The organism is Cupriavidus sp. GW823-FHT07B10, assembly GCF_058794355.1.
The window spans coordinates 346,099-368,152 of sequence record NZ_JBXAGS010000001.1 but is presented as its reverse complement, the minus strand read 5'-3'; the positions used below and the strand labels follow the sequence as shown (position 1 = coordinate 368,152).

Here is a 22,054-nt window from a genome sequence, read left to right as displayed (position 1 = left end):
CGGCGCGCATTGTGCGCCACACGGCGCCTGCCCGGGGTGGCCGCCAAGGCTCAGTGCTGGCAGTTCGGGCAGTAGAAGGTCGAGCGCTGGCCCTGCACGATCTGGCGCACCGGCGTGGCGCAGACCCGGCATGGCTGGCCGGCGCGGTCGTAGACCAGGCAATCCAGCTGGAAATAGCCGCTGGCGCCGTCGCTGCCGACAAAGTCGCGCAGCGTGCTGCCCCCGCGCTCGATTGCCTGTGCCAGGGTCTCGCGCACCGCCTGCGCCAGGCGGTCGCAGCGCGCGCGGCTCAGGCGCCCGGCCGGGGTGGTCGGACGGATGCCGGCGCGGAACAGGCTTTCGGACGCATAGATATTGCCCACGCCGACCACGATGCCGCCGGCCAGCAGCACGGTCTTGATGGCGGCGCTGCGCCCGCGCGTGTGGCGGTGCAGCCAGGCGCCGTCGAAGGCAGGATCGAAGGGCTCGATGCCGAGCGTGCGCAGCAGCGGGTGCGACGGCAGTTCAGCCTCGGGCAGCGTGCTCCACAGGATGGCGCCGAAGCGGCGCGGATCGCGGAAACGCAACACGATGGTTCCCGGTTTGGTGCCCAGCGCGGCGCCGGGCCCGGGGGCCAGCACCAGGTCAAGGTGGTCGTGCGCGCCAGGCGGCGGCGCCTCGGGCAGCACCCGCAGCGTCCCGGTCATGCCCAGGTGGACTAGCAGCCAGCCGGCCGGCTCGCCCGCCGCCTCGCTCACGCATTCCAGCAGCAGGTATTTGCCGCGGCGCTCGATCCGGCGCACCACGCGCTGGGCCAGCCGCATTTCCAGTTGCGGATCGACCGGCCAGCGCAGGCCGCGGTGGCGCACCGTGACCGCGGCGATGCGCCGTCCCACTACATGCGGCAGCAAGCCGCGCCGGGTCACCTCGACCTCGGGCAATTCTGGCATCGAACCTCTCCGTTGGTTACCGCTCAAAACTCCAGCGGCGCCTGCGGGCACCGGCCTGCGGCGCCAAGCAGCGCATTGTAGCGGCAGGCTACAATGCCCTTTATCAATGCGCTTTCTCTCATCCCTCGCCAGCGCGCGCCGGAGCAATCACTACATGTCGGACCTCATGCCGGACCTGATGCCGGACTCCACATTGCAAGCCACCGCGGGCGGCCTCCCGATCGCTTTTCCGGGCGCCGTTTCCCGCACAGCGCGCACGGCTGGCGCCCTGGCCCGGTTTTTCCAGGCGCCCCGCCGCCATGCGCGTGCGCTGGCCGCCTCGGCATTGCTGGCCCTGGCCGCCGGCGCCAGCCACGCCGCGCCGCCTGCGGGCGCCATGCCATTGCCATCGGCACTGCAGCTGGCCGCGGCCGAAAGCGAGCGCCCCGCCGCCGCCAGGTCCGCACGCAGCGCGCTGCCGTCGCTGGAGCTGACCGACGACATCGTCTATATGGTGCTGGCCGCGGAGATTTCCATGCAGCGCGGCCTGGTCGGCCCGGCCTACCGGACCTACATGGAACTGGCCCGGCAGACCCGCGACCCGCGCTTCGCGCAGCGCGCCACCGAGATCGCCTTCAATGCGCGCATCCCGCAGCAGGCACTGGACTCCGCGCGCCTGTGGAAGGAGATTTCTCCGACTTCGCCCGCGGCAGCGCAGGTGCTGTCGACGCTGCTGGTGCTCAACGGCCGCTGGGACGATGCCCGGCCCCTGCTGCAGCAACAGCTGGCGGCGGTGCCGGCCAGCCAGCGAGGCGAGGCCATCCTGCAGCTGCAGCAGCAGCTGTCGCGCACCAGCGATGCGGCCGGCGCGGCCACACTGCTGCAGGACCTGACCAAGAATGACGCCAAGCTGCCGGAAACGCAGCTGGCACTGGCGCGCGCCAGGGAAGTCGCCGGCGACGAGCCGGGCGCGCTCGCCGCGCTCGACCAGGCATTGCGGCTGCGCCCGGGCTATGAAGCGGCCGCGCTGATGGCGGCCGAGCTGCGCGCCGAGAAGCAGCCCGACGAAGCCGTCGCGATCCTGAAGCGCTTCCTCGACAAGTCGCCCGATTCGGTCAACGGCCATATCACGCTGGCGCGGCTGTATCTGCTGCGCAACGACATGCAGTCGGCCCGGCAGGAGTTCGAGACCCTGCGCAAGGTAGCCCCGGGCGACCCGCGCGTGCCGCTGGCATTGGGCCTGACCAGCCTGCAGGCCAAGAGCTACGGCGAGGCCGAGCAGTACCTGAAGGAATACCTGCAGCTGGTAGAGAAGCAGCCCACCGCCAACCCCGACATTGCCTACCAGTACCTGGCGCAGATCGCCGAGGAGCGCAAGGACTACGCCGGCGCCATCCGGTGGCTGGACCGCATCGAGGACATCCGGCTGGCGCCCGCGGCGACCGCCAAGCGCGCACAGCTGCTGGCGCGCATGGGCAAGCTCGACGACGCCCAGGCGCTCTTCGGCGAGATGCTCACCGACGCCGAGGACATCTCCGATCCTGGCCAGCGCGCGCAGCGCATGACCGCCATCCGCCAGGCCGAGGTGGCCACGCTGATGGAAAGCAAAGCCTATGACCGCGCCCGCAAGCTGCTCAACGACCGCATTACGGCCGAGCCCGACAACGCCGACTGGATCTACGAGCTGGCCATGCTCGACGAGCGCCAGAAGCGTTACGACAGCATGGAGAAGGGCCTGCGCAAGGTGATTGCGCTGCAGCCGCAGCAGAAGCAGGGCTACAACGCGCTGGGCTACTCGCTGGCGGACCGCAACGAGCGGCTGCCCGAGGCGCTCAAGCTGCTGGAGCGCGCCTCCGAGCTGGGGCCGGACGATCCGTACATCATGGACAGCCTGGCCTGGGTCAAATTCCGCATGGGCGACCTGCGCCCGGCGGCCGACCTGCTGCGCAATGCCTATTCCAAGGCGCCCGAGGCCGAGATCGGCGCGCACCTGGGCGAGGTGCTGTGGCAGCTCGGCGAGCATGACGAAGCGCGCAAGACCTGGACCGAGGCCGTCCGCATCGACCCCGAGAACGAGACCCTGGTCGACACGCTGCGCCGCTACAAGGTCAACGTGCAAGTGTCCAAGTAACCCCGCCCGCCGCGACCCGCAGCCCGGGTCCGCGGCGCCGGATTTCCGTCAGCCGGCGGACGCCGCCGCGCCGCCGTTCTCACGACCAAGCCCATGAACCGATCCCGACGCCTGGCGCTCTTCTGCCTTGGCGCCCCGCTGCTGCTGCAGGCGTGTGCCAGCGTGGCACCGTCGCGCAGCTTTGATGGCGACCAGGCCGCCGCCAGCCAGCAATACACCGGCCGCTTCTCCGCCAACTACGTGCGCTACGGGCGCGACGAAGGCGTGCAGGGAAGCTTCCGCTGGGAAGAGCAGGGCCGCAACGTGCGGCTGGACCTGGTGTCCCCGCTCGGCCAGACCCTGGCCGTGGTCACCGCCACACCGTCCGGCGCCACGCTCGACCTGCCCAACCAGCCGCCGCGCAACGCGCCAGAGGTCGACACCCTGATGGAGGAAGCGCTCGGCTTTGCGCTGCCAGTGGCCGGCATGCGCGACTGGCTGCACGGCCGCGCCACGCAGGGCGCGCCCGCGCGCACCACGCGCGACGAGCAGGGCCGGCTGGCCACGCTGGCGCAGAACGGCTGGACCGTGCGCTACGTCGCCTGGCAGGACGCAGCCGCCCAGGTGCCGCGCCGCATCGACCTGGCGCGCGACGCCGGCAGCAATCCGCTGTCGGTGCGCCTCGTGATCGATCCCCGGACGCCGTGAACCACGCCATGCATCGCAGCCAGCCCCTGCCCCCGCCCGAACTGCGCGACTGCCCCGCGCCGGCCAAGCTCAACCTGTTCCTGCACGTGACCGGCCGCCGCGCCGACGGCTACCACACGCTGCAGACCGTGTTCCAGCTGGTCGACTGGTGCGACACGCTGCATTTCCGCCGGCGCGACGACGGCGTGGTCGCACGCGTCACCGACGTGCCCGGCGTGCCGGCCGAGACCGACCTGGTGGTGCGCGCCGCGCGCGCGTTACAGGCGGCCACCGGTGCCACGTTCGGGGCCGACATAGCCATCGACAAGGTGCTGCCGATGGGCGGCGGCATCGGTGGCGGCTCGTCCGATGCCGCCACCACGCTGCTGGCGCTGAATCACCTGTGGGGACTGGGCCTTGCGCGTGCCGAACTGATGCGCATCGGGCTGGCGCTGGGCGCCGACGTGCCAGTATTCGTGTTGGGCCAGAACGCCTTTGCACAGGGCATCGGCGAGGACCTGACGCCAGTCGAGCTGCCCGAGAGCTGGTTCGTGGTCATCCACCCGAAACAGCATGTCCCCACCGCTGAAATTTTTTCGGACGAGTGCTTGACAAGGGATACGCCGCTCTCCATAATTGCGGTCTTCGCTGCTCGCACAAACAAATTCGATTTCGGTCGCAACGACCTGGAACCGATAGCAACAGCGAAGTTCGGCGAAGTCGCCCGAGCCCTGGCATGGCTGAAGCAACACAATCAGCATGCCAGGATGACCGGTTCCGGAGCCTGCGTGTTTGCGCGTTTTCCCGACGCAACAACAGCGCAGCAGGTTTTGGAAAGGTTGCCTCCCGAATGGGACGGCAGGTGTGTGCGCAGTCTGGCACGTCATCCGCTCGCAGCGCTCGCGTAGCAAGTTTTCGTTCGGCGCGGTACGGCAGTCTGGTACCACGAAGAACGGCCCGGTTGTGTAGGGGAGTCGCCAAGTTGGTCAAGGCACCGGATTTTGATTCCGGCATTCGAAGGTTCGAATCCTTCTTCCCCTGCCATTACATTCCTATAGTGTCCTTACGGACTCTCTGTATCAGTCACCGGCTTTGCCGGTGACACCAAGCTCCCCCAGCAGCAAGACAGGTGCCCCGAATGAGCAGCGAAGGCTTGATGGTATTTACCGGCAACGCCAACCCCAAACTCGCGGAGGCTGTCGTACAGCACCTCGGCATTCCCCTGGGCAAGGCGTTGGTTGGCCGTTTCTCCGACGGCGAAGTTCAAGTTGATATCCAGGAAAACGTTCGCGGCAAGCACGTCATCGTGCTGCAGTCCACCTGCGCGCCGACCAACGACAACCTGATGGAGCTGATGGTGATGGTCGACGCGCTCAAGCGCGCCTCGGCACGTAGCATCACCGCCGCCATGCCCTACTTCGGCTATGCGCGCCAGGACCGCCGCCCGCGTTCGGCGCGCGTCGCGATCTCGGCCAAGGTCGTGGCCAACATGCTGGAAGTCGCCGGTGTCGAGCGCGTGCTGACGATGGACCTGCACGCTGACCAGATCCAGGGCTTCTTCGATATTCCCGTCGACAACATCTACGCTTCGCCGGTACTGCTGGGCGACCTGCGCGAGAAGAACTACGGCGACCTGCTGGTGGTGTCGCCGGACGTCGGCGGCGTGGTCCGTGCCCGCGCACTGGCCAAGGAACTGAACTGCGACCTGGCGATCATCGACAAGCGTCGTCCCAAGGCCAACGTGGCCGAGGTGATGAACATCATCGGTGAAGTCGACGGCCGCAACTGCGTCATCATGGATGACATGATCGACACCGGCGGCACGCTGTGCAAGGCCGCCCAGGTGCTGAAGGAGCGCGGCGCGCTGAAGGTCTTCGCCTACTGCACGCACCCGGTGCTGTCGGGTGGCGCGGCCGCCCGCATCGCGGACTCGGCGCTGGACGAAGTGGTGGTGTGCGACACCATCCCGTTGTCCGAAGAAGCCGCCAAGTGCACCAAGATCCGCCAGCTCTCGACCGCCCCGCTGCTGGCCGAGACCTTCACCCGCATCGTCAAGGGCGACTCGATCATGTCGCTGTTTGCGGGTTCCTGATAGAATTTAAGGCTTTACTGCGTTGATCGCCGTTTTTCGGCGATCAACGTGACTTGATCGGCGCATCATTTTCTGTTTGCGCCGCAACGAGGCTGTCTGGTCGCGGACGGCCTTCTTACTTTTGGAGTCATCATGAAAGTTGTCGCTTTCGAGCGTAGCGTACAGGGAACGGGTGCGAGCCGCCGCCTGCGCAATTCGGGCAAGACCCCCGGCATCATCTACGGCGGCGCCGCCGAGCCGAAGATGATCGAACTGGATCACAACGCGCTGTGGCACGCCCTGAAGAAGGAAGCGTTCCACTCGTCGATCCTGGAACTGGAAGTCGCTGGCAAGTCGGAACAGGCCCTGCTGCGCGCATTCCAGATGCACCCGTTCAAGCCGCTGGTGCTGCACGTCGATTTCCAGCGCGTGTCGGCCAACGACAAGATCCACGTCAAGGTGCCGCTGCACTTCATGAACCAGGAAACCGCTCCTGGCGTGAAGCTGGGCCACGGCATCGTCAACCACATCCTGAACGACCTGGAAGTTTCGTGCCTGCCGGCCGACCTGCCCGAGTTCATCGAAGTGGACCTGGCCGCCGTCGAGCTGAACCAGACCGTCCACCTGTCGGACATCAAGCTGCCGAAGGGCGTGACCGTGATCACCCACGGTGACGACAACCCGGCCGTCGCCAGCATCTCGCAACCGGCTGGTGCCGTGTCGGAAGCTGCCGAAGGCGGCGAAGCCGCTGGCGAAACGCCGGCTGCCTAAGCTGCAGCAGCGGTCGCGGCCTGCCGGCCGCGCCACGAAGAAACCGCCGCTTCTTGCGGCGGTTTTTTTTCGCCCGGCAGCCGTCTGCCGGTTTTTCGGTATCCTTGGCGCTTGTGGCGCAGCCTTGCGCGCCAACGACCCAGTCAAACGCATGATCAAGCTCATCGTCGGCCTCGGCAATCCCGGTGCGGAGTACGAGGCCACCCGACACAACGCCGGCTTCTGGCTGGTGGACCAGCTGGCCCGCATGGGCGGCGCCACGATGCGCGTGGAAGGCCGCTTCCACGGCCTGGCCGCGCGTGCGCGGCTGTGGGACCAGGACATCTGGCTGCTCAAGCCGTCGACCTTCATGAACCGCTCCGGCCTGGCCGTGGTGTCGCTCGCGCGCTTCTACAAGGTCCTTCCCGACGAGATCGTGGTCGCGCACGACGAGATGGACCTGCCGGCGGGCGCGGCCAAGCTCAAGCGCGGCGGCGGCGCGGGCGGCCACAACGGGCTCAAGGACATCTCGGCCCACCTGTCCACGCAGGACTACTGGCGCCTGCGCCTGGGCGTGGGCCATCCGCGCAACGCGCCCGGCGGCGCCGGCGCGGGCCGCGAGGACGTCGTCAACTTCGTGCTCAAGCCGCCGCGGCGCGAGGAGCAGGAAGCCATCGATGCCGCCATCGACCGCTGCATCGAGCCGCTCGGCCTGCTGGCACGCGGCGATGCCGAATGCGCCATGGCGCAACTGCATACCACGCGCTGACAAATACGCATATTCCTGCGACAAGAGTATGAAAACGGGCCGCATCTGCGGCCCGTCGTGGTTTGGCGGCCCAAGACTGCTGTTGCAGACAATATGTCATCAAAGTGCCATGGGCGGCACATACATTCCGTGGTTTCCAATCGCGTCGGTATCGCATGGTGGCCGATGCGCATGACAACCCACAGGAGGAAAGCCCATGTCGTACCTGACCGATCAAGCGCGGGCCGCCAGTCGCGCTGCCAAGCCCGACGCTGACGTGCCCGGCCAGATGCTCGAAGACATCGTAGCCGCCAACCCGGCCCGCCGCCGGGTGCTGCGCGGCGGCCTGGGCCTGTCGCTGGCCTCGGCGTTCGGCAGCGGCCTGCTGGCCGCCTGTGGCGGCGATGACGATCCCGCACCGGCACCGGCCCCCGCACCTGCTCCGGCCCCAGCGCCCGCCGCGGCCGCCCCGAGCTACGACGTCACCTTCGAGCCGGTCGCCAAGTCGACCGCGGATGCCGTGGTCGTGCCCAATGGCTACAGCGTCGACGTGCTGTTCTCCGCCGGCGACCCGGTCGAAGCCGGTGCCACCGGCTATGCCGGCGCGTTCCAGTCCTCGGCCGAAACCGAGCGCCAGGCCGGCGGCAACCACGACGGCATGCACTACTTCGCGCTGCCGGGTGTCGATCCGCAGAAGGGCGGCCTGCTCGCCATCAACCACGAGCTGCCGGACTACAAGATCCTGTTCGCGGGCGGCACCTATGACGCCGCCACGGCCAGTCCCGAGCAGAAGCGCATCGCGCTGTCAGCGGTCGGCATCTCGGTGATCGAAGTGGAACTGGCAGCCAGCGGCAAGTGGCAGGTCAAGCGCGACTCGATCTACAACAAGCGCTACACCGGCAACACGCTGTACCGCGTGGGCGGCCCGGCTGCTTCGGTGGTGGGATCGACCGTAGTCGGCATGCTCAACAACTGCTCGAGCGGCCATACCCCGTGGGGCACCTACCTGACCTGCGAAGAGAGCACGGACAACTACATCGACCCGACCCAGGCTGAGAACGGCTACGGCTGGGTGGTGGAAGTCGATCCGTACGGCACGCTGGGCTCGCCGGCCAAGCGCACCGCGATGGGCCGCTTCGACCATGAGAACGTCGCCTTCCTGACCGACGCCAGCAACAACGTCGCCTTCTATATGGGCGACGACGGCACGCCGGGCTGCATCTACAAATTTATCCCGAGCAAGGCCTTCGATCCGAACAACCGCGCCGCCAATGCCAACCTGCTGGACAGCGGCACGCTCTACGTGGCCAGGTTCAACGCCGACGGCAGCGGCCAGTGGATCGAGCTGACGCAGGGCAAGAACGGCCTGACCGTGGGCGCTTCGGATCCGGGCAACTGGACCCAGTCGGCCGTCTCGCCGGCGCCGACCACGGTCGACTTCGCCAGCCAGGCCGACGTGCTGATCAACACCAAGTCGGCCGCGCGCGTGGCCGGTGGCACGCTGATGGACCGCCCCGAGTGGATCACGGCCGCACCTGACAAGACCCTGTACTGCACGCTGACCAACAACAGCGGCCGCCAGCAGACCGACGCCGCCAACCCGCGCAAGAACAACCTGCACGGCCATATCGTCAAGTGGAACGAAGCCGGTAATTCGCCGCTGGCGACCACGTTCACGTGGAGCATCCTGCTACAGGCCGGCGACCCGTCGCTGGCCACCGACAACCTGAAGGGCAACATCAACGGCGACACGTTCTCGAGCCCCGACGGCCTGCGCGTCGACCCGCAGGGCCGGCTGTGGGTGCAGACCGACTCCAGCACCAGCGCCACCTACACCAGCACGTTCGGCAACAACAGCATGTACTACATCTCGCCGACGGGTCAGTCCAAGCGCTTCCTGGTCGGCCCGACCGGCTGCGAGATCACCGGCATCGCCTACACGCCGGACCTGACCACCTGCTTCATCAACATCCAGCACCCCACCGGCGCGTGGCCGGACGCGGCCAAGCCGCCGCGCTCGTCCACCATCGTGGTGCGCCGTGGCGACGGCAAGCCGATCGGTGCGTGACCGCGCAGTGCAGTAGATCCTATGAGCAGGGCCCTCGACAAGCCGATGCTGAGACTTAGAATCAGCGTGTCGTGCTTGACTCACAGGAGAGGTCATCATGCGTCGTACAGATCAGACATTCTCGGGTACCGAGGAGCGAGTATTGGCAGTCTCGCTCGAACTAGCGGGCGCGAAGTGGAAGGTCGCGTTGCACGACGGGCACCGCGAGCAGCCTGCGGTGCATACGGTCGCGCAGCCGCAAGCCTCAGCGCGTCTGCAGGCGGTGTTGGACCTGATCGAGCAACACAAAGATAAGTGGTCGCTACCAGCAGGTCTGCGCGTCGTCGTAAGCTACGAGGCCGGGCAAGACGGATTCTGGATCTGTCGCGCGCTTCAGGCGCGCGGCATCGAGTGCTACGTCATCGATCCGGCAAGCATTCCGGTCGAACGCCACAAGCGGCGCGCGAAGACCGACCGGCTCGATGTCATCAAGCTCGTAATCAACCTGCGCGCATGGCTACGCGGCGAGCGCGACCGGATGCACGTGGTCCACGTGCCACCGCCGCAGGACGAAGCGTCGCGGCACCTGATGCGCGATCGAGGGCAACTGCAGAAGGAACTGCTGCAGCACCTCGACCGCATGCGCAAATTGCTGACCACGCTCGGGTGCTGGGATGAGGTGGATCACAGGCACTTCCCCCTCCGGCTCGCCCGTGACGAGGTGAAGTGTCACGACGGCGCGCCGTTGCCGCCCGAAATGCGCGAGCGGCTGCTGCGCGAGTGCGAACGGCTGGCGCTGGTGCAGCAGCAACTCGCGGCGCTGGAGAAAACGCGGCAGGCCAGTCTGCCCGCACCCGCACGCCAGCGCCGCGATGACCTGGCGCGCCTGAAAGGAATTGGCGAAGTGGGCGCGTCGCGCCTCGCGCTCGAACTCTTCTGGAGGGAGTTCAGCAACCGGCGCCAGGTGGGTGCCTGTACGGGGCTCGTGGCCCAGCCCTACGACAGCGGCGAGAGCCAGGTCGACCAGGGAATCAGCAAACAGGGCAACCGACGAGTACGCGCGTTATTGGTCGAAATGGCGTGGTGCTGGCTGCGCCACCAGCCGGACAGCGCACTCACACGCTGGTTCAACGAGCGCACCCAGAGCACGGGACCAAACCGGCGGGCTCGGCGCATCGCGATCGTTGCCGTCGCACGGCGACTGGCCATTGCTCTGTGGCGCTATCTGAAAGACGGTGAGATTCCCGAAGGCGCACGGCTCAAGTCGGCATAGGCTCCAAGAAGCTTGCAGGAAGGAGGTAACGGTCGGTCAGGGCAACTACGCAAGCACAAATGGTCTGAGGTGAGCATGCCCGTGTACTCCCTGGGTTGCTGATGCAACCGATTCATGTAGATGGGGCATGTTCCTGGTTGATGATTCCGGCGTAATGCGCATGCAGGATGAGGCCGGCCAAGCGCCGGCGGATAGAAGGTGGTCGGACGTCACGTCTGACGCGCGCACAAACGGCTTCAGACTATAGCTACACGTAGAAAGGTTTAATCACGGTCGTGGGAAGGGCTTGACAAACAACTGCTCATAGAAGGTAGTACCAGCAGTAACTGGGGAAAAGTTAAACCCCCGTCACCTTGCGGTGCCGGGGGCTTTTTTTGCCTTGCTGAAGCTGCGGGTCAGGCCGCGTGCTTGGCGGCCGTCAGCAGCCGGTAGCGCTGCATCAGGACCTCATGCGTTTCGACGCGGTTCGGATCCTTGGGGATACAGGCGACCGGGCAGACCTGCTGGCATTGCGGCTCGTCGAAGTGCCCGACACACTCGGTGCACTTGTTGGGGTCGATTTCATAGATCTCGGGCCCCATCGAAATGGCTTCGTTCGGGCACTCGGGTTCACAAACGTCGCAGTTGATGCAGTCGTCAGTGATCATCAGCGCCATGGTGTTTCCTTCCTGCGGACACGCCCGCGCCCGACTGGCCGCGACTCGACGTATCTGAGTCTGCTATTTTATTCCGGTTTGCCGATTTTCTCTTGCAGCCAGCGTTCCACCGACGGGAACACGAACTTGCTGACATCGCCGCCCAGCACCGCGATCTCGCGCACGAAGGTGCCGGAGATGAACTGGTACTGGTCCGACGGCGTCAGGAACATGGTTTCCACGTCGGGCAGCAGGTAGCGGTTCATGCCTGCCATCTGGAATTCGTACTCGAAGTCGGACACCGCGCGCAGGCCGCGCACGATCACGCGCGCATTGTTGTTGCGCACAAAGTCCTTGAGCAGGCCGGAAAAGCCTTCGACGCGCACATTGGGATAATGCCCGAGCACTTCACGGGCAATGCCGATGCGCTCTTCGAGCGAAAAGAACGGGCGCTTGTTGGGGCTGTGCGCCACGCCGACCACCAGTTCGTCGAAGATGTTCGACGCACGGCGGACCAGATCCTCGTGTCCCCGGGTCATTGGATCGAACGTGCCGGGATAGACCGCGATGACCATACTTCCTCCTTGATCTGCCCGCTGCCGGCCTTGGGCCGCCTCTTGCGCCGGCCGGACCGGCGTGGGTGCTGCGTCGCGAGCGTTGTAACAGCGGCGTAGTGTAACCCCAAATGCGCCACTTGGAAGCCGCCCGGCGCACCGTTTTGCCGCAGCGCAGCTATGAAGCCGTTTCCCATTGAGGAAGGGGACCTTCCTCATTGCAGAACAGGCCTACCCGGACCATCGCCCCAGACTGGTGCATCAGGCAGCGCCGTTGCCCGGCACGCGATGCTGCAGCAGGTGGAAATGCACCGCGCCGGCGCGCGCGTGGCGCACGATTTCAAGCGACGCCGGCACCGGCGCGTCGGCACCGGTCAGCGCATGGTCGGTCTCGACATAGACTGCGCCGCCGGGCCGCGACAGCCTCGCCGCGTGCTCCAGCGCCGGCCCGATCCAGTCCTCGGCGAAGGGCGGATCCAGGAAGACCACGTCGAAGCTGGCATCGGGCAGTTGCGCGGCAATGGCAAAGGCATCGCCCTGCATCACGCGCACCTGAGCCGCGTCGAGCCGGTACTGGTTGTCGCGCAGCTGCTTGGCCACGCGCGCATTGGACTCGACCAGCGTGACCGCGGCGGCGCCGCGCGAGGCGGCCTCGAAGCCGAGCGCGCCGGAGCCGGCGAACAGGTCCAGGCATTCCAGCCCGGACAGGTCCTGGCCGAGCCAGTTGAAGAGCGTCTCGCGCACGCGGTCGGGCGTGGGGCGCAGGCCCTGAGCATCGGGAACGGGCAGCAAGGTGCGCTTCCAGCGGCCGCCGATGATGCGGACCTGGGACGGCTCCTGGCGCGGTGCCTGGCGTGGCGCCGCGGAAACGGGGGAACGCCCGCCGCTGGCAGCGGCAGGAGAGGCGGGTCGCCCGCCGGTGGCGGGCGACGGCAATCGGGAACGCGAATTCATCCCGTGATTGTAGAGCCTGCGGGCCGGTTCGCCGCACGCACCGGAGCCCCGGCGCTCATGACGGGCCCAAGCGGCGCCGGCATCACTGCCTGGCGGCAGTCGCAGGCGCCGCGACCGGGCCGCCGACGATCACCGTCGCCATATTGTCCGGACGCACATGGCGCTGGAAGGCGGCCCTGACCTGCTCGCGCGTGACCTTGCCAATCTGTGCGGTCCAGGTGTCCAGGTAATCCAGCGGCAGCCCGTACCAGCCGATATTGGCGACGTTGGTCAGCAGCTTGCGGTTGTTGTCGATGCGCAGCGGGAAACCGTTGATGAGGTTGTCCTTGGCCGCGCGCAGCTCTTTCTCGGTCGGGCCCTCGGCGACAAAGCGCGTCAGCACCTGGCGCACCAGCGCCAGCGCTTCGTCGGTCTGCGCCTTCTTGGTCTGCAGGCTGATGCCGAACGGACCCGGCTGCTTGGACGGCGCGAAGTAGCTGTCCACGCCGTAGGTCAGGCCGCGCTTCTCGCGCACCTCGTCAGTCAGGCGCGAGCTGAAACCGCCGCCGCCCAGCACGTAGTTGCCCACCAGCAGCGCGAAGTAATCGGGGTCGCCGCGGGCAATGGCCGGCTGGCCGATGGCCACGCTGGACTGCTGTGCCGGATGCGGCATGCGCTGCTCGCTCGGGGCGATGTTCAGGCGCACCTGCGGCATGGCCGGCGCCGCGCTGCCGGGCGGCAGCCCGCGCGTGAGCTGCTCGGCAATGGCTTCGGCCTGCTTGCGGTCGACCGCGCCGATCAGCGTCACCACCGCGCGCTTCGCGCCGTAGTTGTCGCGCCAGAACCTGACGATGTCGTCGCGCGTGATCGACGCCACGCTGTCCGGGGTCGCGGCCACGCCATAGGGGTGGTCAGGGTACATGGCCTTGGCCAGCGCCTTGTCGGCGATCACGCCGGGCTTGGCGTCGGCTTCGCGGATGGCGGTGATCAGGCGCTGCTTCTCGCGCCCGACCACAGCGTCCGGGTAGGTCGGCGCCTTGATCAGTTGCGCGGCCAGCGCGACCGACTGGTCCAGCTCCGGCTGCGCGGTCAGCGTGCGCAGCCCGATGCCGCCGCGGTCGCCGCCGGCAGCACCGCCAAAGGCCGCACCGGTATCGGCAAAGCCATCGGCGATCTTCGCTTCATCGCGCGCCGGCTGGCCCTCCAGCGCGGCGGCGCCCTTGTCCAGCAGCGCGGCGGTCAGCGTGGCCAGCCCGGCCTTGCCCGGCGGGTCATAGCGGCTGCCGGCGTCGAAGTCGATATTGACATCGAGCATCGGGATCGACGGGCTGTGCACGAAGAACACCTTGGCGCCGGTGGACGCGGTCCAGTGCTCGATCGGGATCGCGGCCTGCGCCAGTTGCGCAGCCAGCAGGACCACGGCGCCCAATGCGGCGCCGGCCAGTTTGCGCAGCGCACGCTGCGGGGTGGTGACGGACTGAGTCATCGCCTTTCCTCAGTGGCGCAGGCCCGACGGGGCCTGGGACTTGGGCTTGTTCGGATCGATCGGCTGCGGCACCAGCGTGGCCACGGTCAGGTTGTCGTCGTTGAAATACTTCGCGGCGACGGCCTGCACCTGCGCCGGCGTGACGGCCTTGATCTTGTCGAGCATGCGGTCGATCTGGCGCCAGGAGATATCCGAGATCTCGGACACGCCGATTTCCATGCCCTGCCCGAACACCGAATCACGCTTGTAGATCTGGCCGGCCACCACCTGCGCCTTGACGCGCTTGAGCTCCTCCGGCGACACGCCCTCCTTGGCGATGCGCTGGACCTCGGCGCGCAGCGCGCGCTCGATCTCGTCGGTGTTGTGGCCTGTGGCGGGCGTGCCGTCGAGCACGAACAGCGACTCGCCGCGGTTGATGCTGTCATAGCCGACGTTGACGTCGTCGGCCAGGCGCTGCTCGCGCACCAGTTCGCGCGTCAGTCGTGCGTTGTCGTAGCCGTTGAGCACGGCCGCCAGCACCTCCAGCGCGTAGGGGTCGACGTCCTTCTCGATATCGCGCAGGCGCGGCACCTTGTAGGCCATCACCATGTACTGGTTCTCGGCCGGCGCCTTGACCCAGATGCGCTTGATGCCCTTTTGCGCCGGCTCTTCCTGGTCCTTGCGCAGCGGCAGCGTACGCGGCTTGAGCTTGCCGTAATAGCGCTCGGCCAGGGCGCGCACTTCCTCGGCCTTGACGTCGCCGGTGACAATCACCATGGCGTTGTTGGGCACGTACCAGTGGCGGTACCACTCCTTGACGTCGTCCACGCGCATATTGACCAGGTCGTCCATCCAGCCGATCACCGGGTGGCGGTACGCGGCGGCGGTGTAGACCGTGGCCAGCAACTGCTCATAGACGGTGCCGCGCGCGGAGTCATCGGTGCGCAGGCGGCGTTCTTCCATCACCACCTTCATCTCGCGTTCGAACTCGTCCTTGGTGATGACGAGGTTGGCCATGCGGTCGGCCTCCAGCTCCATCATCCTCGGCAGGTACTGCTTGCCGATCTGCTGGTAGTACATGGTGAAGTCGCGGTTGGTCATGGCGTTCTCACGCCCGCCCAGCGCAGCCACCTGCTTGGAGAACTCGCCCACGCCGACCTTGGGCGTGCCCTTGAACATCATGTGCTCGAGCATGTGCGCCACGCCGGTGGTGCCGCTGACCTCGTCGATGCCGCCCACGCGGTACCAGATCTGGTGCGCCACCGTGGGCGCGCGGTGGTCTTCCTTGACGATCAGCCGCAGCCCGTTGGACAGGCGGTATTCGGTCGTGCCATGCGCGGTCGCGCCGGCCGGGGCGGTCTGCGTGCCGGGCATCGGCGAAGCCACCACGCCCTGCGCCCCTGCCGGCATCGACCACGGCAGCAAGGCCAGCAGCAGCGTGGGAATGACTCGCCGCGCGAGACGCGCGGCGCGGGCGGGAAGCGGTTTGGAGGAAGGTGAAAGGCGTTGGAAGCGCGTTGCGACGCAGGCTTTGGTGCCTTGTGCGCCCGCAGCGGCCAGGACAGCGCAATGGTTCATGCGACCCCGTCTGCTAGAATTTTGCCGATCGACTCACGTGCGCAAGACTGCGCGCATGAATCTGCCATGTAGCGAACTATACGCAATCGCCGGCCGGGACCACAACGCTTTCTCCCCAGCCATCGCGATGCCTGCGTAACCCATTGATTTATAACCGGTTGCCTGCTGGCATTTGGCTGCCGCCAGGGTATCGGCCCCGGTATTGACTCCATTCCCCAATGTTTAGTTTCTGGAAGAAGCGCAAGGCCGAGCCCGCGCCCGCCGAGGCGCCAGCCCCGGCCCCCGCTCCGGTCGAGGTCCCCGCCCCCGTACCGGCACCGGCCCCCACGCCTGCGCCAGTCCCTGCGCCCGCACCGGCACCGGTCCCGGCGCAAGTGCCACCCCCTGCCCCAGCGCCCGTGGCGGCCCCGATCCCCCTGCCGGCGCCCGCACCGGCCGAAGCGCTCGAGCTGGTCCCGCCGCCCGCCCAGACCGCTGAAGCGAAGCTGGGCTGGATGCATCGGCTGCGTACCGGGCTGTCCAAGACCAGCCGCAACATCGGCACGCTGTTCGTCGGCGTCAAGGTCGACGAGGCCCTGTTCGAAGAACTGGAAACCGCGCTGCTGATGGCAGATGCCGGCGTGGAAGCCACCGAGTACCTGCTGGGCGAGTTGCGCAAGCGCGTCAAGGCCGAGCGCATCGAGACCGCCGAAGGCGTCAAGGCGGCGCTGCGCGAGCTGCTGACGCAGCTGCTGCGCCCGCTGGAAAAAACCATGGCGCTGGGCCGCGAGCAGCCGCTGGTGATGATGATCGCGGGCGTCAACGGCGCCGGCAAGACCACCAGCATCGGCAAGCTGTGCAAGCACTTCCAGCGCTATGACCAGAAGGTGCTGCTGGCCGCCGGCGATACCTTCCGCGCCGCCGCGCGCGAGCAACTGACGATCTGGGGCGAACGCAACAACGTCACCGTGGTGGCGCAGGAAAGCGGCGACCCGGCGGCGGTGATCTTCGACGCCGTCAATGCGGCCAAGGCGCGCGGCATCGACATCGTCATGGCCGACACCGCCGGCCGCCTGCCGACGCAGCTGCACCTGATGGAAGAGCTCAAGAAGGTCAAGCGCGTGATCAGCAAGGCCATGCCGAGCGCGCCGCACGAGGTGCTGCTGGTGATCGACGCCAACACCGGCCAGAACGCCCTGCAGCAAACCCGCGCCTTCGACGACGCGCTGGGCCTGACCGGCCTGATCGTGACCAAGCTCGACGGCACCGCCAAGGGCGGCATCCTGGCGGCTATCGCGCGCCAGCGCCCTGTGCCGGTTTATTTCATTGGCGTGGGCGAGAAGGTGGAGGACCTGCAGCCGTTCAAGGCGGATGAGTTCGCCGAAGCGCTGCTGGGGTAAGGCCCGGTTGCGAACGCTTATTCCGCGTCAGGCTGCGCCTTCGGCTCCGCCTTCTGGAAAGCAGGCAGCTCCATGCAGGTTTCATAGATCCTGGCGATCGCCGGGTAGCGGGCCAGGTCGATATTGAAGCGCTGCGCGTTGAATACCTGCGGCACCAGGCAGATATCGGCCAGCGTGGGCGTATCGCCAAAGCAGAAGCGCCCGGCCTTGCCGCCGCGCTCCAGGTTGGCCTGCAGCGACGCAAAGCCCAGCTCGATCCAGTGGTGGTACCACGCGTCCTTGACCTCGTCGGTCACGCCCACGGTGTGCTTCAGGTACTTCAGCACGCGCAGGTTGTTCAGCGGGTGGATCTCGCACGCGATCTCCTGGGCCAGTCCGCGCACATAGGCGCGGTCCAGCGCCGTGCCGGGCAGCAGCTTCGGCTCGGGATGGACCTCGTCCAGGTATTCGACGATGGCCAGCGATTGCTGCAGCACGTGCTCGCCGTCGGCGAGCGCCGGCACCAGTCCGTCGGGATTCACGGCGCGGAATTCCGGCTTGAGCTGCTGGCCGCCTTCTTTCAGCAGGTGCACCGGCACATAGTCATAGGCCAGCCCCTTGAGTTCCAGCGCAATGCGCACGCGGAATGAGGCCGAACTGCGGAAATAGCTGTAAAGCTTTAGCATCGGATCAGACTACCTTGATGGTGAGATCGCCCACGCCGCCGACGTGGCACTGCATGACATCGCCCTTGACCACCGGGCCCACGCCTTCGGGCGTGCCGCTGAAGATCAGGTCGCCCGGCTGCAGCTCGAACAGCTTCGACAGGTACGACACCATCTCCGGCACCGACCAGATCAGGTCGGACAGGTCGCCGCGCTGCTTCTCCACGCCGTTGACCGCCAGCGTCACTGCGCCCTTCTGCGGATGGCCGATGGCCGAGACCGGCACGATCGGGCCGATCGGCGCGGACTGGTCGAAGGCCTTGCCGGTCTCCCAGGGGCGGCCGGTCTTCTTCGATTCGTTCTGCAGGTCGCGGCGGGTCATGTCCAGGCCCACGGCGTAGCCGAACACGTGGCCGGCTGCCTGGTCGACCGGGATGTCGCGGCCGCCCTTGCCGATCGCCACCACCAGCTCCACTTCATAGTGGCAGTTGCTGGTGCCCGGCGGGTACGGGAAGGCGCCTTCGGTGCCGTCGGCGACGTAGCTGACCGCGTCGGACGGCTTGCAGAAGAAGAACGGCGGCTCGCGGTCGGGGGCCGAGCCCATTTCACGGGCGTGGGCAGCATAGTTGCGGCCGACGCAGTACACGCGCCGTACCGGGAAACTAGCATTGCTGCCGCGCACCGGCACGCCAACGGGCGCGGCCGGAGCGAACACGAATTCGGTCATGCATCTCTCCAGATTGTTCTGATCGGTGCTGCGGCGCGGGTGGGCAGGGTTGCAGGAAGCAGCCATGCGCGGCGTCGCCAGCAGACGCGCCCGGCGCAGCAGGGCAACAGGATACACCGCGAGAGTTGGCTCTGCGTACGACCGCATACAATGAATCCAGGCATCCTCGCAGCGCCAGCGCACCGAACTGGCGCAGGTGCCGGATACTTACCCGGCGCGAATCTTGCATGGCGCACTGCAACAGAGCCTAGCCATGACACGACGCCACCCGCCCCCATCGCCCACCGCTGCCGCACCTGCCCCGCCCACTGCCGGCGGCCGGGTGTTGCGGATCCTGCTCGTGCGCGACCCGCATGACGCCGACCCGCTGAACGTCGAGACCATCCGCGGCGGGCTGGTCAGCGCCGGCTTTACCGAGATCCAGATCGTCGATGCCGACCTGCGCCTGCCGGATGTGATCACGGCCACCCAGCCCGACATGCTGATCATCGCGTCTGAATCCGCCGCGCGCGACACCATCGAGCATGTCTGCGTCTCGACCCAGCATGCGCCGCGCCCGATCGTGCTGTTCACCGACAACGACGACAGCCAGCGCATCAAGGCAGCGCTGACGGCGGGGATCACCGCCTATATCGTCGACGGCCTGCGCGCCGAGCGCGTCAAGACCGTGCTCGACGTGGCCTACACACGCTTCGAACTGGATCAGCAGCTGCGCGCCGAGCTCGATGCCACCCGGCTCAAGCTGGCCGAGCGCAAGGTGGTCGAGCGCGCCAAGGGACTGCTGATGCAGGCGCGCGGCCTCAGCGAGGACGAGGCCTACAAGCGCCTGCGCAGCATGGCGATGGAGCGCGGCCTGAAGCTGGTGGACGCGGCCCAGCGCGTGATCGACGTGATGGGCTGAGCCGCTCCCGCCTGCCAGCCGTGGTGCGCCGCCGCACGCGACTGGTGCAATGCACGCTCCTGGCGCTGCCGCACTGCGTCACCTCCCTCCCCTGCTCCCCCGAATGTGGCGGCGGCCAGCGCGCGCGCACCACATCCGATCATTTCCCCCCGATCCGTCACAAATCCGCCCTCGAATGCTGCACTGCACAGGCTGGCACACGCCTTGCGTTATGCAGGTATCGGCCAACGGCGGCCGACCAACAATTTCGGCGGACACGGCCAACGCGGGCTGCGTCACGCCACGGACAACGGCGTCCCTGCGCCGCACCGGGCTTCTGGCGAAGCCGGTCGCGGAGGGGACGCCTTTTTTCTTGGAGCCATGCAATGCCCTCTCGCCTCAGGATTGCCAAGCCGCTGCACGCAGCCGTCCACGTTCCCGACGCGGCTGCCGACGCCGTGCCGGCCAGCAGCGGCCGCCGCCGCGCGCTTGCCACCATCGCCGGCGCCAGCGTGATGACGCTGGTCGATCCGCTGGTGCGCGCCGGTGCGTGGGCAGCGGGCTCGGACGCGCCCGAGAAGACCGACGTGCGCATCGGCTTTATCCCGCTGACCGACTGCGCCTCGGTGGTGATGGCCGCGACGCTCGGGCTGGACAAGAAATACGGCATCAAGATCACGCCGACCAAGGAAGCCTCATGGGCCGGCGTGCGCGACAAGCTGGTCAACGGCGAGCTGGACGCGGCGCACGTGCTGTACGGACTGATCTACGGCGTGCAGCTGGGCATCGGCGGCCCGAAGAAGGACATGGCCGTGCTGATGAACCTGAACCACAACGGCCAGGCCATCACGCTGTCGTCCAAGCTCGCCGAGAAAGGCGTCAAGGACGGCGCCAGCCTGAAGGCGCTGATGATGAAGGAGAAGCGCGACTACACCTTCGCCCAGACCTTCCCCACCGGCACGCACGCAATGTGGCTGTACTACTGGCTGGCGGCCAACGGCATCAACCCGATGCAGGACGCCAAGGCCATCACGGTGCCGCCGCCGCAGATGGTGGCCAATATGCGCGTGGGCAATATGGACGGCTTCTGCGTGGGCGAGCCCTGGGGCGCGCGCGCCATCGCCGACAAGATCGGCTTCACCGCCGAGACCACGCAGGCCATCTGGAAAGGCCACCCCGAGAAGACCCTGGGCACCACCGCGGAGTTCGTGCAGAAATACCCCAACACCGCGCGCGCGATGGTGGCCGCAGTGCTGGAGGCATCGAAGTTCATCGATGCGTCGGCCTCCAACCGCCGCAAGACCGCCGAGACCATTGCCGCCAAGTCCTACGTCAACACCGACATGGACATCATCCTGGACCGCATGCTGGGCCGCTACACCAACGGCCTGGGCAAGACCTGGGACGACCCAGACGCGATGAAGTTCTACCAGGACGGCGCCGCCAACTACCCGTACCTGTCCGACGGCATGTGGTTCCTGACCCAGCACAAGCGCTGGGGCTTGCTGAAGGAACATCCGGACTATCTCGCCGTGGCCCGGCAGGTCAACCGCATCGACGTCTACAAGCAGGCCGCCGCCGCCGCGCAGGTGCCGCTGCCCAAGAGCGACATGCGCAGCGCCAAGCTGATCGACGGCGTGGTCTGGGACGGCAAGGACCCCAAGGCCTACGCCGACGGTTTCAAGATCAAGGCCTGACGCAAGCCTTCCCCCACTGATCCGCAGTGCCCCTGACGAAAGGAGCCAGACGTGAATGCCATAGCCCACCCCACGCCCGATGGTGCAACCGTAGCCGCCAGCGCCGACCCCGACACCAAGGAGCGGGCGCGCCGGCGCGAGCAGGAAATCGCCGCGCAGGCACGGCGCGCGCAACGCCGCGAGGCGGTCGCCGCGCTGGTGCTCAAGGCCGTGCCGCCGGTACTGGGCTTTGCCCTGTTCGTGCTGGCCTGGCACGGCATCGCCACGATGATCCCGGCCATTCCCACGCCGCAGGCCACATGGAACGCCGCGGTGCCGCTGTTTGCCGACCCGTTCTACCGCAACGGGCCCAATGACCAGGGCATCGGCTGGAACGTGCTGGCATCGCTGGCGCGCGTCGCGGCGGGCTTCGGCCTGGCCGCGCTGGTCGGCATCCCGGCCGGCTTCCTGATCGGGCGCTTCGCCTTCCTGAACGCGATGACCGCGCCGGTGATCAGCCTGCTGCGCCCGGTCTCGCCGCTGGCGTGGCTGCCGATCGGCCTGCTGCTGTTCAAGGCCGCCAACCCGGCCGCGATCTGGGCGATCTTCATCTGCTCGATCTGGCCGATGGTGATCAACACCGCGGTCGGCGTCACGCGCGTGCCGCAGGACTACCTGAACGTGGCGCGCGTGCTGGACCTGTCGGAATGGAAGGTGTTCACGCGGGTGCTGTTCCCCGCGGTGCTGCCCTACATGCTGACCGGCGTGCGGCTGTCGATCGGCACCGCGTGGCTGGTGATCGTCGCGGCCGAGATGCTGACCGGCGGCACCGGCATCGGCTTCTGGCTGTGGGACGAATGGAACAACCTGAAGGTCGAGCACATCGTGATCGCGATCTTCGTGATCGGCATCATCGGGCTGCTGCTGGAGCATGCGCTGCTGGCGCTGGCCCGGCGCTTCAGCTACGGCACCAACTGACACGCGGGGAG

20 protein-coding genes and 1 tRNA gene are annotated in these 22,054 nt (G+C 67.3%); 13 read left to right on the top strand and 8 right to left on the bottom strand.

What is annotated here, in order from left to right; translation table 11 throughout:
* Positions 1-50: 50 nt before the first annotated feature.
* Positions 51-929, bottom strand: coding sequence for a bifunctional DNA-formamidopyrimidine glycosylase/DNA-(apurinic or apyrimidinic site) lyase (gene mutM / locus AC1Q6V_RS01845; RefSeq protein WP_010814378.1), 879 nt, complete (start codon positions 927-929; stop codon positions 51-53).
* A gap of 154 nt (positions 930-1,083) precedes the next feature.
* Between mutM and AC1Q6V_RS01840 the strand changes: the two genes are divergently transcribed.
* The 9 genes from AC1Q6V_RS01840 (at position 1,084) to AC1Q6V_RS01800 (ending at position 10,594) form a co-directional block, all read left to right on the top strand.
* Positions 1,084-3,039, top strand: coding sequence for a tetratricopeptide repeat protein (locus tag AC1Q6V_RS01840; protein WP_454749207.1), 1,956 nt, complete (start codon positions 1,084-1,086; stop codon positions 3,037-3,039).
* A 93-nt stretch (positions 3,040-3,132) separates the two neighbouring features.
* On the top strand, positions 3,133-3,726 hold the full coding sequence (gene lolB / locus AC1Q6V_RS01835) for a lipoprotein insertase outer membrane protein LolB (protein WP_010814376.1): 594 nt from the start codon (positions 3,133-3,135) through the stop codon (positions 3,724-3,726).
* A gap of 8 nt (positions 3,727-3,734) precedes the next feature.
* Complete coding sequence (ispE, locus tag AC1Q6V_RS01830) at positions 3,735-4,613, top strand: 4-(cytidine 5'-diphospho)-2-C-methyl-D-erythritol kinase (protein ID WP_010814375.1); 879 nt, start codon at positions 3,735-3,737, stop codon at positions 4,611-4,613.
* Between the two features lie 59 nt (positions 4,614-4,672).
* Positions 4,673-4,749: transfer RNA gene (locus AC1Q6V_RS01825), tRNA-Gln, on the top strand.
* Between the two features lie 94 nt (positions 4,750-4,843).
* Positions 4,844-5,797 (top strand): ribose-phosphate pyrophosphokinase, encoded by a 954-nt coding sequence (locus AC1Q6V_RS01820; protein ID WP_010814374.1) that lies wholly within the window; start codon positions 4,844-4,846, stop codon positions 5,795-5,797.
* A gap of 132 nt (positions 5,798-5,929) precedes the next feature.
* Positions 5,930-6,547 carry a 50S ribosomal protein L25/general stress protein Ctc gene (locus AC1Q6V_RS01815; protein ID WP_010814373.1) on the top strand — a complete coding sequence of 206 codons (618 nt, stop codon included), beginning with the start codon at positions 5,930-5,932 and terminating at the stop codon, positions 6,545-6,547.
* 151 nt (positions 6,548-6,698) lie between these two features.
* A complete protein-coding gene (gene pth, locus AC1Q6V_RS01810; RefSeq protein ID WP_454749206.1) occupies positions 6,699-7,295 on the top strand; it encodes an aminoacyl-tRNA hydrolase in 597 nt (198 codons plus the stop codon).
* 196 nt (positions 7,296-7,491) lie between these two features.
* Entirely contained in the window at positions 7,492-9,342 is a 1,851-nt protein-coding gene (locus AC1Q6V_RS01805; RefSeq protein WP_011614478.1) for a PhoX family protein, read from the top strand.
* A 97-nt stretch (positions 9,343-9,439) separates the two neighbouring features.
* Positions 9,440-10,594 (top strand): IS110 family RNA-guided transposase, encoded by a 1,155-nt coding sequence (locus AC1Q6V_RS01800; protein ID WP_454749205.1) that lies wholly within the window; start codon positions 9,440-9,442, stop codon positions 10,592-10,594.
* Between the two features lie 395 nt (positions 10,595-10,989).
* Here AC1Q6V_RS01800 and AC1Q6V_RS01795 read toward each other — a convergent pair whose 3' ends face one another.
* The 5 genes from AC1Q6V_RS01795 to AC1Q6V_RS01775 all read right to left on the bottom strand — a co-directional run bounded on the left by AC1Q6V_RS01795 (position 10,990) and on the right by AC1Q6V_RS01775 (position 15,759).
* Positions 10,990-11,250 (bottom strand): YfhL family 4Fe-4S dicluster ferredoxin, encoded by a 261-nt coding sequence (locus AC1Q6V_RS01795; RefSeq protein ID WP_010814370.1) that lies wholly within the window; start codon positions 11,248-11,250, stop codon positions 10,990-10,992.
* Positions 11,251-11,318: 68 nt separating this feature from the next.
* Positions 11,319-11,804, bottom strand: a complete 486-nt coding sequence (coaD, locus tag AC1Q6V_RS01790) for a pantetheine-phosphate adenylyltransferase (RefSeq protein ID WP_010814369.1) — start codon at positions 11,802-11,804, stop codon at positions 11,319-11,321.
* Between the two features lie 240 nt (positions 11,805-12,044).
* Entirely contained in the window at positions 12,045-12,737 is a 693-nt protein-coding gene (rsmD, locus tag AC1Q6V_RS01785; RefSeq protein ID WP_084187366.1) for a 16S rRNA (guanine(966)-N(2))-methyltransferase RsmD, read from the bottom strand.
* Between the two features lie 82 nt (positions 12,738-12,819).
* Positions 12,820-14,202: a M16 family metallopeptidase gene (locus AC1Q6V_RS01780; protein ID WP_454749204.1), complete on the bottom strand. Its 1,383-nt coding sequence runs from the start codon at positions 14,200-14,202 to the stop codon at positions 12,820-12,822.
* Between the two features lie 9 nt (positions 14,203-14,211).
* The gene (locus AC1Q6V_RS01775) at positions 14,212-15,759 is read right to left on the bottom strand and encodes a M16 family metallopeptidase (RefSeq protein ID WP_010814799.1); all 1,548 of its coding nucleotides are present in this window, start codon (positions 15,757-15,759) and stop codon (positions 14,212-14,214) included.
* A 218-nt stretch (positions 15,760-15,977) separates the two neighbouring features.
* Here AC1Q6V_RS01775 and ftsY point away from each other — a divergent pair, with 218 nt between their 5' ends.
* On the top strand, positions 15,978-17,138 hold the full coding sequence (gene ftsY / locus AC1Q6V_RS01770; protein ID WP_011614476.1) for a signal recognition particle-docking protein FtsY: 1,161 nt from the start codon (positions 15,978-15,980) through the stop codon (positions 17,136-17,138).
* A 17-nt stretch (positions 17,139-17,155) separates the two neighbouring features.
* Here the strand turns inward: ftsY and maiA are convergent, their stop codons facing one another.
* Both maiA and AC1Q6V_RS01760 read right to left on the bottom strand, forming a co-directional pair.
* Entirely contained in the window at positions 17,156-17,803 is a 648-nt protein-coding gene (maiA, locus tag AC1Q6V_RS01765; protein WP_454749203.1) for a maleylacetoacetate isomerase, read from the bottom strand.
* Between the two features lie 4 nt (positions 17,804-17,807).
* Positions 17,808-18,509 (bottom strand): fumarylacetoacetate hydrolase family protein, encoded by a 702-nt coding sequence (locus AC1Q6V_RS01760; RefSeq protein WP_454749202.1) that lies wholly within the window; start codon positions 18,507-18,509, stop codon positions 17,808-17,810.
* Between the two features lie 253 nt (positions 18,510-18,762).
* On the opposite strand from AC1Q6V_RS01760, the gene AC1Q6V_RS01755 reads away from it, so the two are divergent.
* The 3 genes from AC1Q6V_RS01755 to ntrB all read left to right on the top strand — a co-directional run bounded on the left by AC1Q6V_RS01755 (position 18,763) and on the right by ntrB (position 22,043).
* Positions 18,763-19,410: an ANTAR domain-containing response regulator gene (locus AC1Q6V_RS01755; RefSeq protein ID WP_037025353.1), complete on the top strand. Its 648-nt coding sequence runs from the start codon at positions 18,763-18,765 to the stop codon at positions 19,408-19,410.
* Positions 19,411-19,775: 365 nt separating this feature from the next.
* Positions 19,776-21,086, top strand: a complete 1,311-nt coding sequence (locus tag AC1Q6V_RS01750; protein ID WP_010814804.1) for a CmpA/NrtA family ABC transporter substrate-binding protein — start codon at positions 19,776-19,778, stop codon at positions 21,084-21,086.
* 51 nt (positions 21,087-21,137) lie between these two features.
* Positions 21,138-22,043: a nitrate ABC transporter permease gene (gene ntrB, locus AC1Q6V_RS01745; protein ID WP_010814805.1), complete on the top strand. Its 906-nt coding sequence runs from the start codon at positions 21,138-21,140 to the stop codon at positions 22,041-22,043.
* Positions 22,044-22,054: the final 11 nt, after the last annotated feature.

Excerpts from the sequence above, each read along its gene's own strand:
- AC1Q6V_RS01800 (WP_454749205.1), top strand. The coding sequence starts at position 9,440 with ATGCGTCGTACAGATCAGACATTCTCGGGTACCGAGGAGCGAGTATTG.
- AC1Q6V_RS01755 (WP_037025353.1), top strand. The coding sequence starts at position 18,763 with ATGACACGACGCCACCCGCCCCCATCGCCCACCGCTGCCGCACCTGCC.
- AC1Q6V_RS01750 (WP_010814804.1), top strand. The coding sequence starts at position 19,776 with ATGCCCTCTCGCCTCAGGATTGCCAAGCCGCTGCACGCAGCCGTCCAC.
- AC1Q6V_RS01820 (WP_010814374.1), top strand. The coding sequence starts at position 4,844 with ATGAGCAGCGAAGGCTTGATGGTATTTACCGGCAACGCCAACCCCAAA.
- lolB (WP_010814376.1), top strand. The coding sequence starts at position 3,133 with ATGAACCGATCCCGACGCCTGGCGCTCTTCTGCCTTGGCGCCCCGCTG.
- AC1Q6V_RS01815 (WP_010814373.1), top strand. The coding sequence starts at position 5,930 with ATGAAAGTTGTCGCTTTCGAGCGTAGCGTACAGGGAACGGGTGCGAGC.
- coaD (WP_010814369.1), bottom strand. The coding sequence starts at position 11,804 with ATGGTCATCGCGGTCTATCCCGGCACGTTCGATCCAATGACCCGGGGA.
- AC1Q6V_RS01840 (WP_454749207.1), top strand. The coding sequence starts at position 1,084 with ATGTCGGACCTCATGCCGGACCTGATGCCGGACTCCACATTGCAAGCC.
- mutM (WP_010814378.1), bottom strand. The coding sequence starts at position 929 with ATGCCAGAATTGCCCGAGGTCGAGGTGACCCGGCGCGGCTTGCTGCCG.
- AC1Q6V_RS01775 (WP_010814799.1), bottom strand. The coding sequence starts at position 15,759 with ATGAACCATTGCGCTGTCCTGGCCGCTGCGGGCGCACAAGGCACCAAA.
- pth (WP_454749206.1), top strand. The coding sequence starts at position 6,699 with ATGATCAAGCTCATCGTCGGCCTCGGCAATCCCGGTGCGGAGTACGAG.
- AC1Q6V_RS01760 (WP_454749202.1), bottom strand. The coding sequence starts at position 18,509 with ATGACCGAATTCGTGTTCGCTCCGGCCGCGCCCGTTGGCGTGCCGGTG.
- rsmD (WP_084187366.1), bottom strand. The coding sequence starts at position 12,737 with ATGAATTCGCGTTCCCGATTGCCGTCGCCCGCCACCGGCGGGCGACCC.
- AC1Q6V_RS01795 (WP_010814370.1), bottom strand. The coding sequence starts at position 11,250 with ATGGCGCTGATGATCACTGACGACTGCATCAACTGCGACGTTTGTGAA.
- AC1Q6V_RS01780 (WP_454749204.1), bottom strand. The coding sequence starts at position 14,202 with ATGACTCAGTCCGTCACCACCCCGCAGCGTGCGCTGCGCAAACTGGCC.
- AC1Q6V_RS01805 (WP_011614478.1), top strand. The coding sequence starts at position 7,492 with ATGTCGTACCTGACCGATCAAGCGCGGGCCGCCAGTCGCGCTGCCAAG.
- maiA (WP_454749203.1), bottom strand. The coding sequence starts at position 17,803 with ATGCTAAAGCTTTACAGCTATTTCCGCAGTTCGGCCTCATTCCGCGTG.
- ftsY (WP_011614476.1), top strand. The coding sequence starts at position 15,978 with ATGTTTAGTTTCTGGAAGAAGCGCAAGGCCGAGCCCGCGCCCGCCGAG.
- ispE (WP_010814375.1), top strand. The coding sequence starts at position 3,735 with ATGCATCGCAGCCAGCCCCTGCCCCCGCCCGAACTGCGCGACTGCCCC.